16 protein-coding genes, 1 tRNA gene and 1 pseudogene are annotated in these 16,576 nt (G+C 53.7%); 9 read left to right on the forward strand and 9 right to left on the reverse strand.

Annotated elements, in window-relative coordinates; translation table 11 throughout:
- Positions 1–236: 236 nt before the first annotated feature.
- On the reverse strand, positions 237–1,430 hold the full coding sequence (locus tag VIJ98_RS13155; RefSeq protein ID WP_323274400.1) for a Bcr/CflA family multidrug efflux MFS transporter: 1,194 nt from the start codon (positions 1,428–1,430) through the stop codon (positions 237–239).
- Between the two features lie 12 nt (positions 1,431–1,442).
- Positions 1,443–2,165 carry a 16S rRNA pseudouridine(516) synthase RsuA gene (rsuA, locus tag VIJ98_RS13160; RefSeq protein ID WP_061717809.1) on the reverse strand — a complete coding sequence of 241 codons (723 nt, stop codon included), beginning with the start codon at positions 2,163–2,165 and terminating at the stop codon, positions 1,443–1,445.
- A 166-nt stretch (positions 2,166–2,331) separates the two neighbouring features.
- Between rsuA and VIJ98_RS13165 the strand changes: the two genes are divergently transcribed.
- Positions 2,332–4,086 (forward strand): DEAD/DEAH box helicase, encoded by a 1,755-nt coding sequence (locus tag VIJ98_RS13165; protein WP_154155875.1) that lies wholly within the window; start codon positions 2,332–2,334, stop codon positions 4,084–4,086.
- A gap of 131 nt (positions 4,087–4,217) precedes the next feature.
- Complete coding sequence (rplY, locus tag VIJ98_RS13170; RefSeq protein ID WP_008105033.1) at positions 4,218–4,502, forward strand: 50S ribosomal protein L25; 285 nt, start codon at positions 4,218–4,220, stop codon at positions 4,500–4,502.
- Positions 4,503–4,559: 57 nt separating this feature from the next.
- On the opposite strand, the gene yejK is transcribed toward rplY, so the two are convergent.
- Positions 4,560–5,564 carry a nucleoid-associated protein YejK gene (yejK, locus tag VIJ98_RS13175; RefSeq protein WP_323274403.1) on the reverse strand — a complete coding sequence of 335 codons (1,005 nt, stop codon included), beginning with the start codon at positions 5,562–5,564 and terminating at the stop codon, positions 4,560–4,562.
- A gap of 158 nt (positions 5,565–5,722) precedes the next feature.
- Here yejK and VIJ98_RS13180 point away from each other — a divergent pair, with 158 nt between their 5' ends.
- The 3 genes from VIJ98_RS13180 to VIJ98_RS13190 all read left to right on the forward strand — a co-directional run bounded on the left by VIJ98_RS13180 (position 5,723) and on the right by VIJ98_RS13190 (position 7,874).
- The gene (locus VIJ98_RS13180; protein ID WP_036648480.1) at positions 5,723–5,950 is read left to right on the forward strand and encodes a YejL family protein; all 228 of its coding nucleotides are present in this window, start codon (positions 5,723–5,725) and stop codon (positions 5,948–5,950) included.
- Positions 5,951–5,972: 22 nt separating this feature from the next.
- On the forward strand, positions 5,973–7,727 hold the full coding sequence (yejM, locus tag VIJ98_RS13185) for an LPS biosynthesis-modulating metalloenzyme YejM (RefSeq protein WP_179450067.1): 1,755 nt from the start codon (positions 5,973–5,975) through the stop codon (positions 7,725–7,727).
- A gap of 70 nt (positions 7,728–7,797) precedes the next feature.
- Positions 7,798–7,874, forward strand: a tRNA-Pro gene (locus VIJ98_RS13190).
- A gap of 64 nt (positions 7,875–7,938) precedes the next feature.
- On the opposite strand, the gene VIJ98_RS13195 is transcribed toward VIJ98_RS13190, so the two are convergent.
- Positions 7,939–8,652: a hypothetical protein gene (locus VIJ98_RS13195; protein WP_323274404.1), complete on the reverse strand. Its 714-nt coding sequence runs from the start codon at positions 8,650–8,652 to the stop codon at positions 7,939–7,941.
- 358 nt (positions 8,653–9,010) lie between these two features.
- On the opposite strand from VIJ98_RS13195, the gene VIJ98_RS13200 reads away from it, so the two are divergent.
- Positions 9,011–9,214, forward strand: a complete 204-nt coding sequence (locus VIJ98_RS13200; RefSeq protein ID WP_008105079.1) for a hypothetical protein — start codon at positions 9,011–9,013, stop codon at positions 9,212–9,214.
- Between the two features lie 77 nt (positions 9,215–9,291).
- Entirely contained in the window at positions 9,292–10,017 is a 726-nt protein-coding gene (locus VIJ98_RS13205) for a 4'-phosphopantetheinyl transferase superfamily protein (RefSeq protein ID WP_323274406.1), read from the forward strand.
- A gap of 156 nt (positions 10,018–10,173) precedes the next feature.
- Here VIJ98_RS13205 and VIJ98_RS13210 read toward each other — a convergent pair whose 3' ends face one another.
- The 3 genes from VIJ98_RS13210 to apbE form a co-directional block, all read right to left on the reverse strand.
- On the reverse strand, positions 10,174–11,826 hold the full coding sequence (locus tag VIJ98_RS13210; RefSeq protein WP_323274408.1) for a multidrug ABC transporter permease/ATP-binding protein: 1,653 nt from the start codon (positions 11,824–11,826) through the stop codon (positions 10,174–10,176).
- Between the two features lie 185 nt (positions 11,827–12,011).
- On the reverse strand, positions 12,012–12,653 hold the full coding sequence (gene alkB / locus VIJ98_RS13215) for a DNA oxidative demethylase AlkB (RefSeq protein WP_323274410.1): 642 nt from the start codon (positions 12,651–12,653) through the stop codon (positions 12,012–12,014).
- Positions 12,654–12,664: 11 nt separating this feature from the next.
- Entirely contained in the window at positions 12,665–13,702 is a 1,038-nt protein-coding gene (gene apbE, locus VIJ98_RS13220; protein ID WP_323274412.1) for an FAD:protein FMN transferase ApbE, read from the reverse strand.
- A 402-nt stretch (positions 13,703–14,104) separates the two neighbouring features.
- Between apbE and VIJ98_RS13225 the strand changes: the two genes are divergently transcribed.
- A complete protein-coding gene (locus tag VIJ98_RS13225; protein WP_176973727.1) occupies positions 14,105–14,263 on the forward strand; it encodes a hypothetical protein in 159 nt (52 codons plus the stop codon).
- Between the two features lie 3 nt (positions 14,264–14,266).
- Here VIJ98_RS13225 and VIJ98_RS13230 read toward each other — a convergent pair.
- Positions 14,267–14,722: pseudogene (locus tag VIJ98_RS13230) on the reverse strand (DUF1348 family protein).
- Between the two features lie 93 nt (positions 14,723–14,815).
- On the opposite strand from VIJ98_RS13230, the gene VIJ98_RS13235 reads away from it, so the two are divergent.
- Positions 14,816–15,379, forward strand: coding sequence for a TetR/AcrR family transcriptional regulator (locus tag VIJ98_RS13235; RefSeq protein ID WP_154155858.1), 564 nt, complete (start codon positions 14,816–14,818; stop codon positions 15,377–15,379).
- A gap of 24 nt (positions 15,380–15,403) precedes the next feature.
- Here the strand turns inward: VIJ98_RS13235 and ompC are convergent, their stop codons facing one another.
- Positions 15,404–16,528, reverse strand: a complete 1,125-nt coding sequence (ompC, locus tag VIJ98_RS13240) for a porin OmpC (protein ID WP_008105096.1) — start codon at positions 16,526–16,528, stop codon at positions 15,404–15,406.
- Between the last annotated feature and the right edge of the window lie 48 nt (positions 16,529–16,576).

A 16,576-nucleotide genomic window follows, 5' to 3' on the forward strand; every position in this document is an offset into this window, starting at 1 on the left:
ATCATTTTAGACGCAATCTCGTTACTTTTTTATCTCTAAATTTTCACATAATGGAAACATTAAGCATAACGAATGAATGGAGATTAGCGAGTGAGGGGAGAGATTTAAGTTAGGCCAGGTCGCCATAAATGGCGACCCTACGGAAAGATTCAGAATATGTAGGACCGCCATTCATGGCGACATTACGGAAAAAGTCAGGATATGTAGGGTCGCCATTCATGGCGACCTTGGTGATGTCACGCTGGCTGTTGAGGCCGTGAAGCATAGGTAAACAGCACAATCGAAATTGTGGCGCACAGCGCAATCGTAGCCACCATCGGCCATGCGCTGTTAATGCTGACTAATGAGAGCAGCGCGCCGACTAACGCACCGACACCAAAACGCAGCGTACCCGCCAGCGAAGAAGCCGTGCCCGCCATATGTGGGAACTCATCCAGAATCACCGCCATCGCATTCGACGACACCGTCGAGACGCAGCCAATAAACATCGCCACGCCAAATACCAGCGACAGGAAACCTAAATCCAGCGCGCTGGAAATCAGCAGCCAAACGCCCATCGCGAACTGAATCACCAATCCCAGGCGGAACATTTTCACCGGACCAAAGCGGCGCACGGCGCGGCTATTAATCAGCGTCATCACGAACAGGAACACCACGTTGAGGCCAAAGTAATAGCCGAAGTTCTGCGGTGAAACGTGGTTCACTTCGATGTACACAAACGGACCGGCGTTGAGGAAGGTGAATAATCCGGCAAAGGAGAAACCGCTCGCCAGCATATAACTGAAGGCGCGTTTATGGCGCACCAGCGCCACGAAGTTGCCTAATGTGGTACGCAGATGAAAGCGCTGCCGCTGTTCAGGCTTAAGCGTTTCACGGATTTGCGTCACCACCAGCACCGTGGTAATCAGCGCGGCACCCGCCAGCGTCCAGAAGATGGCGTGCCAGTTCCACAGCAACAGCAGCCAGCCCCCGATAATCGGTGCCAGCAGCGGCGCGATGGTGGTCACCAGCATCACGAACGACATCATGCGCGAGAAGTCCTCTTTCGAGTAGGTATCGCGCATCAAGGCGTTGATCACCACGCTGGCAGCGGCGGCCGATAAGCCGTGCAGGAAGCGCATAAAGATCAGCTGATCGATGGTTTGTGACAGCGCACAAGCCGCAGCGGCGCAGGCAAAGATCAGCGTGCCCAGCACAATCACCGGTTTACGTCCGTAGCTGTCCGCCAAAGGTCCATACACCAACTGGCCAATGGCGAAACCGAGGATGTAGAGGTTGAGCGTCATTTGCACGCTGCCCGCCGAAACCGCAAACTCATGGGCGATTTGCGGCATGGCCGGCAGATACATATCAATCGAAAGTGGCATCAACATCGCCAGCAATCCGAGGATGACCACTAAACCAACCGGTGAATTCTTTTCCTTGCGCACCGCGTTCTCCCGCTATTTGCGTTGTTTGAGTTCTTCTGGCAGGCCGATGCTGTCGACCTCTTGCTGGGTCAATTCACGATATTCACCTTCACCGAGATCTTCATCGAGCTCGATGTCACCAATACGTTCGCGATGCAGCGCCGATACATGGTTACCCATCGCCGCAAACATGCGTTTAACCTGATGGTAGCGCCCTTCGCTGATGGTCAAGCGTGCCGCTTTCTCATCAAGGATCTCCAGCACCGCCGGTTTGGTGAGCTCTTTTTCATTGTGCAGCTGTACACCTGCAGCAAACTTCTCAACCAGTTCTGGATCGATCGGCTCTTCGACTTCAACCAGATAGGTTTTTTCCAGGTGATGCTTCGGTGAGGTAATGCGGTGTGACCATTGGCCATCGTCGGTCAGCAGCACCAAACCGGTGGTGTCGATATCGAGACGTCCCGCCGCATGCAGCTTGAACGCTGCGGGTTCTTCGATAAAGAACAGCACGGTGGGATGATCGGGATCGTCGGTTGAGCAGACGTAACCTTGCGGCTTGTTCAGCATGAAATAGCGCGGACCTTGCTGCACCACCAGCGGATTGCCGTCGTATTCGACTTCATCGTCTGGCAATACTTTGTAAGCCGCATCGCGCACGACTTCGCCGTTAATGGTGACTTTTTTGGCGCGGATTTCGCGTCCGGCGATAGCACGGCTAACTTCCAGTTGCTGAGATATGAATTTTTCGAGTCGCATGAATTCGCTTTGCCTGTTACTGCGGGGGAAACTGAAACGGTGTTTTTGTCCGTTAAGAAAGTGTGGGCAGTATAGCTTGATCCTTAGACTGCTAACAGTAGTGAACCTGCGTTTAACTGGCTTTCATGTCATAATGCGCGTCCGTTCCAGAAAAAAGTTTGCCCCGATGTCATTCACCCTGCGCCCATACCAACAAGAGGCGGTTGACGCCACGCTCAACCACTTTCGTCGCCATGCTACGCCGGCGGTGATTGTGCTGCCGACCGGCGCGGGAAAGAGTCTGGTGATTGCTGAACTGGCGCGGTTAGCGCGCGGACGGGTATTGGTGCTGGCCCACGTGAAGGAGCTGGTGGAGCAGAATCACAGCAAATATCAGGCGTATGGCCTGCAAGCCGACATCTTCGCCGCCGGTTTGCAGCGCAAGCAGAGCGAAAGCAAAGTGGTGTTTGGCAGCGTGCAGTCGGTGGCGCGCAATCTTGATCGCTTCGACAGCGCCTTTTCGCTGGTGATCGTCGATGAGTGTCACCGCATCAGCGATAACGAAGAGAGCCAGTATCAGCTGCTGTTCACTCACCTGCGGCAACATAATCCGCAGCTGCGCCTGTTGGGTTTGACCGCCACGCCCTTCCGTCTCGGCAAAGGCTGGATTTACCAGTTCCACTATCACGGCATGGTGCGCGGTGATGAGAAAGCACTGTTCCGCGACTGCATTTATGAGCTGCCGCTGCGCTATATGATCAAACACGGCTTTCTGGTGCCGCCGGAGCGCTTAGATATGCCGGTGGTGCAGTATGATTTCAGCCGGCTGATCCCGCAGAATAATGGGCTGTTTAGCGAAGCCGATCTCAACCGCGAGCTGAAAAAACAGCATCGCGTCACGCCGCATATTATCCGGCAGATTGTTGAGTTTGCTGAAGATCGGCGCGGCGTGATGGTGTTTGCTTCTACCGTGGAACATGCCCGTGAAATTCTCACGTTGCTGCCCGAAAACAGCGCGCTGGTCTCGGCGGAAACGGCGGTGAAAGATCGCGACCGCTTGATTGCTGAATTTAAAGCGCAGCAGCTGAAGTTCCTCGTCAACGTCGCCGTTCTGACAACCGGCTTTGACGCGCCCCACGTTGATTTGATCGCCATTCTGCGCCCCACCGAATCCGTCAGCCTCTATCAACAGATTGTCGGTCGCGGTTTACGCCTGTCGCCCGGCAAAACCGATTGTCTGGTGCTGGATTACGCTGGAAATCCACACGATCTTTTTACCCCCGAAGTCGGCGCACCGAAAGGTGCCAGCGACAATCAGCCGGTGCAGGTGTTCTGTCCCGCCTGCGGTTTCGCCAATACCTTTTGGGGCAAAACCACCGAAGATGGTCACATCATTGAGCATTTTGGTCGCCGCTGTCAGGGCGTGCTGGACGATAATGAAGGCGAGCGCGAACAGTGTGATTACCGCTTCCGCTTTAAAAGCTGCCCGGATTGTGGCGCCGAGAATGACATCGCCGCGCGGCGCTGCAATCAATGCGACAAAATTCTGGTCGACCCGGATGACATGCTGAAAGCCGCGCTGAAATTGAAAGATGCGCGTGTGTTGCGCTGTTCTGGCATGACGCTGGAGCAAGGACGCGATGACAAAGGTGAATGGCTGAAAGCCACCTATTTCGATGAAGATGGCACCAGCGTCAGCGAGCGTTTTCGCCTGCAAACGCCAGCGCAACGTAAAGCCTTTGAGCAGCTGTTTATGCGTCCGCATCAGCGCGCGCCAGGCGTGGAACTTGGCTGGCAAACCGCAGCAGATGTCATCGCCTTACAGCCTTTATTACGCCATCCGGACTTTGTGGTGGCGCGCGCAAAAGGACATTTCTGGCAGATCCGCGAAAAAATGTTTGATTATCAGGGCCGTTATCGCCGCGCCAATGAGCTGCGATAAGCGGCGGAATCATTTGCCCCTGCGGCATCATTGGGGCTATAATGCCGCCCGCTTTTGCATCCGTAAAAGCAGTTTGAATAACCGTCCTGTTGCTGGGTCGCCTGTAGCAGGAACTATTGAAGAGACATCAAATGTTCACTATTAACGCTGAAGTACGTAAAGACCAGGGTAAGGGTGCGAGCCGCCGCCTGCGTGTAGCAAACAAATTCCCAGCCATCATCTATGGCGGAAATGAAGCACCAGTTGCTATCGAACTGGACCACGACGCTGTGATGAACGTGCAAGTTAAAGCTGAGTTCTACAGCGAAGTGCTGACCATCGCTGTTGATGGTAAAGAAATCAAAGTTAAAGCTCAGGCGGTACAGCGTCATCCGTTCAAGCCAAAACTGTTCCACATCGACTTCGTTCGCGCTTAATCGCTGAATGAGTTGAAAAAAAACGCCGCATATGCGGCGTTTTTTTATGGCTGAAATTTATTTACTGCTGGTCCGACGTTGCAACTGATCGCGCAGATTCGGTGGCGTGCCTTTGATGGTTAGCGTGTCAGTAGTGGGATCCCAGAAGATGCGCTCGCCAAGCAGCATAGCGTCAAAGTTCAGGGTTAAGCCACCGCCGCTACCAGCGAACTTGGTCAACTGGCGCAAGGTGCTACGATCCGCCGGGAAGGTTTCTTCCAGTTCGTAACCCTGCTCCTGAGTAAAGGCCTGGAAGGTTTTTTCACCCAGCGGTGGTAATTCGCTAGAGAGATCATGCAGCGCAATCTCTTCGCCGGCCTGCAGCTGATCGTTGCAGTAAGTGTAAACCTGCTGACGATAGTTCTGACGCTCATTTTTATCGAGTTCCGATTCGGCGCAGTAATCATCCACCGCTTGCAGCAGGCCACGGTTTTGCGCTTTGGTGTCTAAACCTACGCTGGCACCAAGGAAATCCATAAAGAAGTCCGCCACTTTACGGCCTACGCGCCCGCGCAGGAAGGTGAGATAACGGGTGGATTCCGGGTTGGTTTCCCACTCGGTGAGATCGATGCGTGCCACGATATCCGCATGATTGATATCGAGATAATGCGTGCTGCTGATATCCAGCTGTTCATTCACGCGCATGCTCGACTGGCTGTTGAGAACCGCAATCAGCAAATATTCGACGGCCAGATAGCGATAGTGCAGGAAAAGCACCACGCCGCCTTCCGCAAAAGGATATTTACCCAGCTCATCACGCAGACGTCCGGTTGCCGCACGGCTAAATGCCAGAAAGTCATCTTCCCCTTTGCGGCAGTTACGCAACGCATCGGCCAGTTCGCTGTCCTCGTTAAACAGGCCGTAGGCTTTGCTTTTGGCGCTGTAAACCCGATGCAGCTCTTCTGCCATCTCTTCAACCGCGCGGGTCGCGGGCAGCAAAGTGTCGCGCAGTACCAGTTCCAGCTGGTTTTCATCACGTTTAACTAACTGATGCAGGGCAATCTGGTCGATATCCAGACTCATGGTAGACTCTCCTTTTAGCTCAGGCGCGTATTCAAACACCGCCCGCAGCCGCTTTCAACTACCAGCACAAACTGATCGCTCTGCTTGCGATAAAATTGCGGAAAAAAGTGCGTTGTTACGGTAATATACCGCCTTTTCACCCTTGATTAGACGACGATATGCCACAATCATCCCGTTACAGTGACGAACGCGTGGAAAAGCTCCTCGCAGAGATGGCGCAGATTCTTGAAAAAGACAAAGCGCCAACCGACCTTTCCCTGATGGTATTGGGTAACATGGTAACTAACTTGATCAATACCAGCGTTTCACCGGCTCAACGCCGCACTCTGGCACGATCTTTCGCGGATGCGTTGCAGTCATCCGTACGCGACGATAACGCTCATTAATATGCAGATTTGACCTCATAATATGGTAACCAACCGGCAGCGCTACCGCGAAAAAGTCTCCCAGATGATCAGCTGGGGGCATTGGTTTGCCCTGTTTAATATTATCTTCGCGTTTATATTAGGCAGCCGCTACCTGTTGGTCGCCGACTGGCCCGCGTCGCTCGCGGGACGTATCTATGCCTTTACCAGCTGGATCGGTCATTTCAGTTTCATTGTCTTCGCGGGCTATCTGCTGATCATTTTCCCGCTCACCTTTGTGGTGATGTCACAGCGATTGCTGAGGGTGCTGTCGGCGATTATCGCCACCGCCGGGCTGACGCTGATTATGGTCGATAGCGCGGTATTCAGCCGCTTCCACTTGCACCTCAATCCGGTGGTGTGGGAGCTGGTGATTAACCCCGATCAAAGCGAGATGGCGCGTGACTGGCAGCTGATGTTTATTAGCGTGCCACTGATTTTCCTCGTCGAAATGCTGTTTGCGACCTGGAGCTGGCAAAAGCTGCGTAGCCTTAATCGGCGTTCGTTCGGTAAGCCGCTGGCCGCCCTGTTTATCAGCGCCTTCTTCGCTAGCCATCTGCTGTATATCTGGGCCGATGCCAACTTCTATCGCCCGATTACCATGCAGCGCGCCAATCTGCCGCTCTCCTATCCAATGACCGCGCGTCGCTTCCTTGAGCGTCACGGTTTGCTGGATGCGCAAGAGTACCAGCGCCGCTTGGTGCAACAGGGCGATCCGGAAGCGTTGTCAGTGCAGTATCCTCTGAGTGACATTACCTTCCGCGATGGCGGTACGCGCCACAATCTGTTGGTGCTTACCGTTGATGGCCTGAACAACGCCACGGTGGAGAAAGCGCTGCCGTCGCTCCATCAATTCGCCAGCGAAAACGTGCGCTTCACCCAGCACTACAGCGCGGGACTGCAGCCGGAAAAAGGGTTGTTTGGCCTGTTCTACGGCATCTCTTCCAGCTATATGGATGGCGTCTTAGCATCGCGCACGCCTTCGGCCCTGCTCAATGCGCTGAATGCGCAAGGTTATCAGTTTGGCTTGTTCTCATCGGACGGCTTTAGCCAACCGCTGTATCGTCAGGCTTTATTAGCAGACTATTCGCTGCCGCAGGCCGATACCCAGCCGAATAGCACCACGGTGACGCAGTGGCAAAACTGGCTCAACGGCCAGAGAGCAAACAGCGCACCATGGTTCTCGTGGATTGCCCTGAACGGTGTCACGGTTAATGGCGACAACCTGAAGGCGCGCCAGCGCAGCTATACGCGTCAGGCAAGCGGTGTCGATGAGCAGATTAATGCGGTGTTGCAAACCTTGCAGGATCGCGATTTGCTGAAAAACACCGTGGTGGTGATTACGGCGCAGCGTGCGGTTAATCTTGATAGCAACGATGATAATCCAGGTAATCGTGCGACCTTGCAGGTGCCGCTGGTGGTGCATTGGCCGAATACGCCCGCGCAAACCATCGATCGCCTGACCGATCAGCAGGATGTGATGACCACGCTGATGCAGCGTCTGCTGCACGTGCGCACCAACCCCGCCAACTTCTCGCAGGGTGAAGATCTGTTTGCAGCGCAGCGCAGCCACGATTGGGTGGCGAGCAGCGAAGATGGCAAGCTGGTGGTGACCACGCCAACCGTGACGCTGGTGCTGAATAACAACGGCAGCTACAGCGCTTACGATGCGCAGGGTCACAAGCTGAAAGATCATAAACCGCAGTTGGCGTTGCTGCTGCAGGTGCTGACGGAAGAGAAGCGATTCGTCGCAAACTGATTAATTATGAGGCAGTTAAATGCTGCTCATATTGCAATCGTGCGCGGAAACAGTAATATTCTTCCACGTTCGGCACGTAGCGCAGCCTGGTAGCGCACGGTCATGGGGTGTCCGGGGTCGGAGGTTCAAATCCTCTCGTGCCGACCAAATCACTGCGAAAAAGGGATTATCTTTCGGGATAGTCCCTTTTTTCATATCTCAATAGTCTCGCCTACCAGCTACCGTGGAATCCACCGCCCATTGCTGAACCGCCACCAATATGATCACCACCACCTAAGCCATGTGCGCTATGAGTGTTAGCAGCATTATTAGCACCATTGCCGCTGCCACTAACAGAATGTGATGAGCCTTGATCATTTTTGGAACCTTTGCCCGGATTAGCCTGAAAGGCGGAAACATGTGAGACGGCAATTTGTGCTTCTGGATTAACCGCGGTAATAGCAGCGGCCGTAGTCACTTTGGTAACTCCGTTCACTGTCACACTGACTTTTGTATCTGGTTTCAAACTGCTTACAGCAACATTAATAGTTGCCCCATATCCCTGACGCGGCGACACACCTGAATAGGAAACAGCTTGCTGCATACCTTTAACCTGGTTTGTCAGGTTTGCATTGCCTTTAATGCCATAGTTAGCATCTTGTTGTGATTGAGTATTGACAGCATTGGCCAGTGCAGCGGCATATCCACGTTCCTCAGCTATTGCATTTGCTCTTGCTTCGCTTGCGCTATTCATCATTTGAGCATCATTACGATCGTGCAAAGTGCCACTTTCGTAAGCTCGGCTTTGGGCATCATTAATACGAGCTTGTGCAGCGGATGCCATACGACTTGAATGGCTAACGCCTTCCTGAGCCTGTGAAAAATCCATAGCATTCAGGTTAAAAGCAGCCATGCTAATGAATAAAGCAACAAAGGTAGATTTCACTTGTTAATTTCCGATTCGAATTAAGTTGACGTATTTATACACTTCTTATTGTTTTTAAATTTGACCTACGTCACCCTCAAACGTCTCTTATATAGAAACACACAGTTTATTTGTGTTCCCGATCTGGAAGATTAAATTTTTCCGCCACGCCCCCATCTCTTTAGAAATCAGAAGAAATATCAGATTATCGCCAATCTGAAGGTTATAAATGACTTCTAATCAGTAACTTACCGAAAGCAACCCAACCCGGGCCAGATCACATTTCTGGATAAATATGACAGCACTTCATCAAACTGAAACAAAACTGTCACAGAATTCTCTTACTCTTAGGTCTCTTGTTTTTTCGATGGAAACCATTATGGTCATCAAAGCAAAAAACCTGCAGGATGCGGAAGAACTCCTGCACTCGGGTATCAATAAAGTTGAACTGGCTTACGATATCGGCAGCGACGATTTCTTCCGACTCGCCTCGCGCTGGTGCGATCGCGGTGCGCGCATCACCAAAGGCCATCAGCACTTCGTGGTGCAGATTAAAGGAATGGCGATTCCGCCAAACAACTAAAAGTAGGCGAGCCCCTTTGGCTTGCTCTCCATCCGGCTGGCTGGTAAAACTACGTTTTCCGTCAGCCGTGATTTTTTATGTTCGCCTCTCAAACGCCGCTTGTTCTGCCCTCTTCCCCGTTTATCCGTGCTGCTGGCATGTCGCTGGATGTCTTACCGATCGCTTGGTGTGAATTTAATCAACAACACTGGCATGCCGAACTACATCAGGCGTGGCAATTGCCGCTGCCCGCGTCGCTACAGAGCGCGGTGACCAAACGCAAAGCCGAGCATCTGGCGAGTCGTTGGCTGGTGCAGCAAGACCTTGCGCACTTCGGCTTACCGCATTTTGTATTGTGTAATGCACCTGATCGTTCACCGCTGTGGCCCGCCGGCATTCAGGCGTCACTGTCGCACACGCACAGCGTTGCAGTGATGGCTGCGACGCGCGAACCACTGTGCCTGGGCGTGGACGTTGAGCAGATAATGGCGGAGGAAACCGCCTATGAAACCGCCGGGATGTTGATGAGCACGGCGGAAAAGCAGCGTCTGCTGGCGCAACCTTTGCCCTTTGCCCAGGCCGCTACATTGCTGTTTTCACTGAAAGAGAGTATTTACAAAGCGCTGTGGCCGCAGTTGCATCAGCCGATGGATTTTCTTCAGGCGGAAGTCGTAGAGCTGGACGTACAGCAAGGCCGCGCAACGCTGCGCTTGTGTCGGGATTTTGATGGGCATTTCACCACGAAAGTATTGCTGCAGGCGCGTTTCTGGCTGGCTGGAAACCGTGTGATTACGCTGCTGACGCATCCGCTACCGACAAAATAAAAAACCGGCTCAGAAATAAACCCGAGCCGGTGACAACACAAGACGACAGAAAAGTGTTCCAGGGACGCAGAAACGAGGATTTCTGCTGGAAGTCACTTTATCTATTCCGCAACATCTTGCCCAATAAGGGTTTTCGCTAAGCTTTCCCGGCTGGCGTTAATGGCCGGTATCGGTACGTTGCACCGCATCCAGCGTTGCCATATCGCGTTCGTTGCCGGTCAACTCACTCAGCTGACCTCCGCGCATCTCCAGCAAGCGATCGGCATGGATAAAGTAGTGATCGTCGTGGCTGATGGCGAACACCGTTTTGCCCGATTCCTGTAACCACGGCAGCAGCTCACGATAGAAGATGCGACGGAAATGCGGGTCCTGATCCGCCGCCCATTCGTCGAGCAGCAGGATGTCGCGCTCTTCAGCAGCCGCCAGCAGCAGCGCCAGTCGCTTGCTCTGCCCTTTCGACAGTTGCAGATTGAGCACCTTGTTGCCTTCCAGCTTGAGCTTGTCCTGCATCTTCAGACGCTCCAGCCACTGCTGCACCAGCGCAGGATTGGCCGGTTGCCCCTGGTCGCCGATCAAGCGATCAAACAGATGTACGTCAGTAAACACCGCCGAGAAATGTTTGCGATAGGCATCGAGGTTTTGCCAGTCAACCACTTTGCCGTCCAGCAGTAAGCTGCCCGATTGCGGTTGATACAGGCCAGTGAGCAGCATCGCCAGCGTCGATTTTCCGCTGCCGTTGCCGCCAATCAGGAACACCAGCTCGCCGCGACGCAGCGTCAAATTGATCGGCCCAACCTGGAATCCGTGCTCGCCGTAGTGGAAGCAGACGTCGCGCAGTTCCAGCGTTTGCCATTCGCTGACTTTTGGCAGCGCTTTGAAGGTTTCTTCATACGGCGCCAGTTCGAAGGTGTTGAGTTTGCGAAAGGCAACCTGCGCACTAAGCAGCGTCGGCAAGGCGCCAACCGCCGCCAGCAGCGGCGTGCGCAGGAACAGCAGCGTCAGCGAATAGGTTGCCGCCACTGCCGTGTTGGCCCAGCCCAATCCGTTCGCCATAAAGAACACGATGCCAATCGCGCCCAGCATCATGATATTCGACCAGTTCACCGCGCTGAGATGGAAGGTATCGGCGCGCACGATGTGGTGGCGATAGCTTTTGGCATTTTCCTGATAAACGCTGTCGTAAATCAGCTGCGCACGTTCGCGGTTGAGCTGCAGCTCTTTGCGCCCTTCAATAATGGTCTGGAAATCGCGATACAAGTCATCTTCAATCTCCCGCAGCTTAGCCATGTGCTGATAAACCCGTGATACCAGCAACCAACCGCCAACCAGCGTCACCACCAGCCACAGGCAGGTGATCAGCAGCATTTTTGGTGAGAGCCAAGCGAGATAAAGCGCCGAACCCAGCGTAATAATGATGCCCTGAATCAGCTCGGGTAAACGCACGAAGGCGATGGTGATGGCGCGCACATCGCTGGTGAGGCCGGCCAGCAACTGAGCATTGCCGATCTGTTCGATGCGCTCCACGCGCGTGTCGAGGATCCGTTTGATGAATTCGCCACGCAGCCGCCAGACAAAGTGGTGGCCGAGCATGGTCAACGCCAGCTGTGAGCCGAGCGTCACCGCCATCAGCAGGAACAGTTGGCCAAGGAAACTCGGCAGCACCGAAATCGAGGTATTCACCGCGACGATCAGCTCATTATTGATATAGGCAATCAAGCCGATACCGAGCACGGCACTTAACAACGTGAGAAGGATGACGCCAATAAAAGGCCAGCGGTACTGGCGAAAAACGACTTGCAGCAATGCCATTAAAGAGTTCCAGCGGTCAATAAAGCAGCCTGCAGTTTAATGTCGGCTTGGCTGATAGCAAGAATAATTCTCATCTCATAGTTGCCTGAATGAATCGGTCGCCATGAATGGCGACCCTACGGATATATGGCGGGATTTCGTAGGGTGCGCATTCATGCGCACCTGCATATAAACGCCGAAGATGCCTAAAAAGCACGGCGGAAAGTGAGGTTGTAGCGGAACGCGCCCGCCTGCGGATGAATGCCGGGTTTGAGCGGCAGAATGCCGTGATAACGCAGGCGCGATGGCCCACCCCATACCACAATATCGCCATGTTCCAGCAGCACGCGCTGGGTGGCATCACCGCGTTCGAAACCGCCGAACTGGAACACCGCAGGCAATCCTAATGAAACCGACACAATCGGCTGGCGCAGATCCTTCTCATCTTTATCCTGATGCAGCGTCAGTTTTGCGCCGGGTTCGTAGCGGTTAATCAGGCAGGCATCAGGATTGAAACCGGCGAAGCCCGCTTCACGCGCGGTGTGCTGCGCCAGTTCGCGGAACAGCGCAGGCATCGGCGGCCAGTGGTGTCCGCTGTTGCTGTCCTGCTCGGTATATTGATAGCCGCGCGAATCGGTTGACCAGCCAAAATCGCCGCAGTTGGTCATCGCCACCGACATGCGATGGCCGCCAGGTGTGATGCGATGGGCAAAGGGATTTTTAGCAGCGATGTCGTAAATCGCCGCCAGTAGCGCATCAGCCTGATCGCGAGCACGACGTCGCAGAATCACCGCGCCATCCGCCAGCGGTTCCTGCCACGGCGCTTCGTCACTAAATAAATCCAGCATGTGCGCCTCCTTTATTGAGATGCCTGATCGATGAGGAAGGTTTTAAACTGCGGCGACATCCAGTGAGTAAAGCCGTCGCCCTGCTTGCTGATCAAATAGACCGCCAGATGCTCTTTTAACGCCAACGCTTTAGCGCGTTCGCTGCCGAGCACCATTAAACCAGTATCCCAGCCATCCGCCTCCAGCGCGGTAGTAGCAATCACCGTCGCCGAAACCAGCTTGTGCTCAATCGGTCTGCCCGTGGTGGGATCGATGACGTGCGAAATGCGTTTGCCGTCCAGTTCATAATAGTTGCGATAGCTGCCGGAAGTGCTGATGCCGTGCCCTTGCAGATCAACGCGTGCTTCCACTGCGTTTTCGCGATCGGTGGGTTTCTGGATCGCCACGCGCCACGGCTGTTGACTGGCATTAACGCCACGGCTCAATACCGCGCCACCCACCGAAACCAGATAATTGGTGATGCCTTGCTGCTCCATCAGGCGCGCCAGATGATCGGTGGCATAACCTTCGCCCATGGTCGAGAGATCGACATACAAGCCGGGCAGATCTTTCTGCAGCCATTGGCCGTCAACGCCCTGAATGACGCGCAGATGCTGCAAACCGGTCAGCGCTTTAGCGGCGGCGATTTCCGCCTCGCTGGGCGTGTGCGCTGGCTGCTTCGTCGGGCCAAAGCCCCACAGATTGACCAGCGGGCCGACGGTAATATCCATCGCACCCGAGGTTTTGTGCCCAATTCGCAGCGCTTCAATGACAATATCCGCCATATCGGCGCTCACCGGCTGCGGAGTATTACCTTGATACTGATTAAAGCGCGACAGCACCGAATCACTTTTCCATGTCGAGAGTTCGCCGTCATCACGATCCAGCTGTTGCTGAATCAGCTGCTGTAACGCCGCTTTGCGCTGCGGATCAACCCCAGCCGCGCTGACGCGCCATACGGTGCCCATGGTTTTACCTTCCAGCACCAGCGCGGGTTGGCTACTCTTTTTTTCGCAACCGCTGAGTCCCAATGCCAGCAGGCTAATTAGCAGAATGTTCTGAAAACGCATCAATTCCTCATCTGTAAGGCATTACTACAGCCAATTACAAAGCATAACTCGCTTGTAAAGCAGTCTAAAGCTGCTTGATGTTCGATAAAAGCTGACACAGGATAAGCGGTTCCTGCAACGTTATGCCTACAGGAGCATCAGATGGTTTATATGATTGTCGCAATTACCGCCGCGCTGTTTATTTATGGCAGCTTCAAATGTTGGCAGACTTACCGCCATCGCCTGATTCAGCACTATCCTGCACGCCGACGTTAAATTATTGCACCAGAAAATCCCCCTTCTGCACCGCTTCAGCGCTGGCGCAGTGTAGCAAAGTCGCTGCAAGGCGCGTGGCGCTGAGAGCGGTGCGCTGGCATGAATGCTGCATTGTTGAAGGTGAGTTGAACTTCAGCGAGGTGCAGAATGGAAAATACTAAAACACAAAACAGTAAATGGCAGCACTGGCTTAGCTTCTCCGCCTTCACGCTGGCGGGTGTCGCGATGGAAGGCAGCCTGACCGCCATCACCAACCCGCCGCCGCAACCGGCGCCAAAAGCCAAAAAATGGCGCGGTATGCAATAACCGCTATAGCCCCAACTCACTCAGGCCCGGATGATCGTCCGGGCGCGTGCCAGCTGGCCAGTGGAACAGACGCTGGTCTGCGCGGATCGGCAGATCGTTGATGCAGGCGAATCGCTGAATCATCAAACCATCGGCGCCAAAGTGCCAGTTCTCATTGCCATAGCTGCGGAACCAGTTACCGCTGTCATCATGCCATTCATAGGCAAAGCGCACCGCCAGCTTATCTTCGTGCCATGCCCATAACTCTTTGATCAGTCGATAATCCAACTCTTTGACCTACTTGCGCTGCAGGAAGGTCACGACTTCTGCGCGTCCATTGACGAATTCACTGCGATTGCGCCAGCGCGTGTCTTCGCTGTACACCAGCGAAACACGCTGCGCATCGCAGCTGTTCCAGGCATCTTCCGCCATGCGGACTTTCTGTAACGCGGTTTGTTGATTGAACGGTGGCACCAGCATGTTATTTCTCCCGATTATGTAGACAGGTCTGTCTACTTGATTCATCCTGCCGTATGTAGACAATTCTGTCTACATACACACAAGGAATTTTTTATGCTTGAACCTCTGATCTTTGATGCCAGCGCATCCGCGCGCGATCGTATCTTGCTATGCGCGCAGCAGTTGTTTTACCAACAGGGCATTCGTGCCACCGGCGTAGATAAGGTGATTGCAGAGGCGGGCGTGACCAAAGTGACTTTCTATCGTCACTTTCCGGCGAAGAATGCGCTGGTGCTGGCGTTTTTGCAGCAGCGTCATCAGCGCTGGATGCTGGCGTTTTGCAGTGCGTTGAATCAGCACACGGCGTTGATCGATGCCCTGCCCGCAGCATTACTGAGCTGGTTCAGGGATGACGATTATCGCGGCTGCGCGTTTATTAATACCGCGGCGGAACTGGGCAGCACGTTACCGGAAGCCAGCGAAATTATTCGTCAGCATAAACGTGAGATGGCGCAGGCGATAAGCGACAAGTTGATGCCTGAGCAGCAGGTAAAAACGGCGCAAATGGTGTTGCTGGTTGAGGGAGCGATTGTGCAGGTACAGATTGGCGAGGATGCGGAACTGGTGGTCGAGGTGCTGCGTGCCGCGCTGGTTGCGCTGCTGAAAACGGGAGCGTGACCGGCAAGTCACGCTCCATCACCCTTAGAACTGGTAAACCAAGCCCAGCGCTACGACGTCATCGGTATTGATACCGGCTGCGTCGGTGAAGTTGTTGTCGTCCAGCAGGTTGATCTGGTAATCAACGTAGGTCGACATGTTTTTGTTGAAGTAGTAAGTTGCGCCTACATCAATGTATTTCTTCAGGTTCTGGCTGCCGTAACCTTCGATATCAGTCCCGCGAGAAGAGACGAACGCCAGAGATGGACGCAGGCCGAAGTCGAACTGGTACTGTGCCACCAATTCCCAGTTATCTGCTTTGTTAGCGTAACCGTAAACGGTGCCGCTATCGCTCGCACCGAAACGCGTCGCGTTATATGAACGGCTGTACATTGCGGCCAGGTAAACGTTGTTAGCGTCATACTTCAGCGCGCCGCTGTAAGCTTCGGCTTTATCACCGCGACCAAGAATGTTAGCAGTGCGCGGATTATTACCATTCTGGTTATTGGTACGGTCAGACTGGAACATCGCTGCACCAATACCGAAACCTGAACCCAGATCATAAGTGGTGCTCAGACCGTAGCCATCACCGTTCTCGCCCAGTACATCACGACCAGAGCCAGTAGATTCGGTTGGGTTATCGTTTTTGCCTTGATACTGAACCGCGAAGTTCCAGCCATCGACTAAACCGAAGAAGTTGGTATTACGATAGGTTGCGAGGCCGTTACTGCGCTGGAACAGGAAGTTGTCCGCGCCGTAGGTATCGCCACCGAACTCTGGCAGAACGTCAGTCCATGCGCCGAGATCGTACATCACGCCGTAGTTACGGCCGTAATCGAATGAACCTGCATCACCAAATTTCAAACCGGCAAAACCAACACGCGTAAAGCTGTTAGCAGTGCCTTCGCTTTCTGCGGTGTTCAGTGCTGCCTGGTATTCCCACTGGCCGTAACCGGTCAGCTGATCGGTCACCTGAGTTTCACCTTTGAAGCCAAAACGCAGGTAAGACTGGTCACCGTCTGAGCTAGAGTTATCAGAGAAATAATGCAGACCATCCACTTTGCCGTAGAGGTCTAATTTGTTGCCATCTTTGTTGTAAATTTCAGCTGCGCTTGCTGATCCTGCAACCAGCAATGCAGGAATCATCAGGGAGAGAACGCGACGTTTCATTTTATTACCCTCTTTAATGTGCCTTTATTTTTGCCACTGCGAGCTGAA

Source organism: Pantoea sp. S18, from assembly GCF_045689705.1.
Classification (GTDB): domain Bacteria; phylum Pseudomonadota; class Gammaproteobacteria; order Enterobacterales; family Enterobacteriaceae; genus Pantoea; species Pantoea symbiotica.

Excerpts from the sequence above, each read along its gene's own strand:
- rsuA (WP_061717809.1), bottom strand. The coding sequence starts at position 2,165 with ATGCGACTCGAAAAATTCATATCTCAGCAACTGGAAGTTAGCCGTGCT.
- VIJ98_RS13165 (WP_154155875.1), top strand. The coding sequence starts at position 2,332 with ATGTCATTCACCCTGCGCCCATACCAACAAGAGGCGGTTGACGCCACG.
- rplY (WP_008105033.1), top strand. The coding sequence starts at position 4,218 with ATGTTCACTATTAACGCTGAAGTACGTAAAGACCAGGGTAAGGGTGCG.
- yejK (WP_323274403.1), bottom strand. The coding sequence starts at position 5,564 with ATGAGTCTGGATATCGACCAGATTGCCCTGCATCAGTTAGTTAAACGT.
- VIJ98_RS13180 (WP_036648480.1), top strand. The coding sequence starts at position 5,723 with ATGCCACAATCATCCCGTTACAGTGACGAACGCGTGGAAAAGCTCCTC.
- yejM (WP_179450067.1), top strand. The coding sequence starts at position 5,973 with ATGGTAACCAACCGGCAGCGCTACCGCGAAAAAGTCTCCCAGATGATC.
- VIJ98_RS13200 (WP_008105079.1), top strand. The coding sequence starts at position 9,011 with ATGGTCATCAAAGCAAAAAACCTGCAGGATGCGGAAGAACTCCTGCAC.
- VIJ98_RS13205 (WP_323274406.1), top strand. The coding sequence starts at position 9,292 with ATGTTCGCCTCTCAAACGCCGCTTGTTCTGCCCTCTTCCCCGTTTATC.
- VIJ98_RS13210 (WP_323274408.1), bottom strand. The coding sequence starts at position 11,826 with ATGGCATTGCTGCAAGTCGTTTTTCGCCAGTACCGCTGGCCTTTTATT.
- alkB (WP_323274410.1), bottom strand. The coding sequence starts at position 12,653 with ATGCTGGATTTATTTAGTGACGAAGCGCCGTGGCAGGAACCGCTGGCG.
- apbE (WP_323274412.1), bottom strand. The coding sequence starts at position 13,702 with ATGCGTTTTCAGAACATTCTGCTAATTAGCCTGCTGGCATTGGGACTC.
- VIJ98_RS13225 (WP_176973727.1), top strand. The coding sequence starts at position 14,105 with ATGGAAAATACTAAAACACAAAACAGTAAATGGCAGCACTGGCTTAGC.
- VIJ98_RS13235 (WP_154155858.1), top strand. The coding sequence starts at position 14,816 with ATGCTTGAACCTCTGATCTTTGATGCCAGCGCATCCGCGCGCGATCGT.
- ompC (WP_008105096.1), bottom strand. The coding sequence starts at position 16,528 with ATGAAACGTCGCGTTCTCTCCCTGATGATTCCTGCATTGCTGGTTGCA.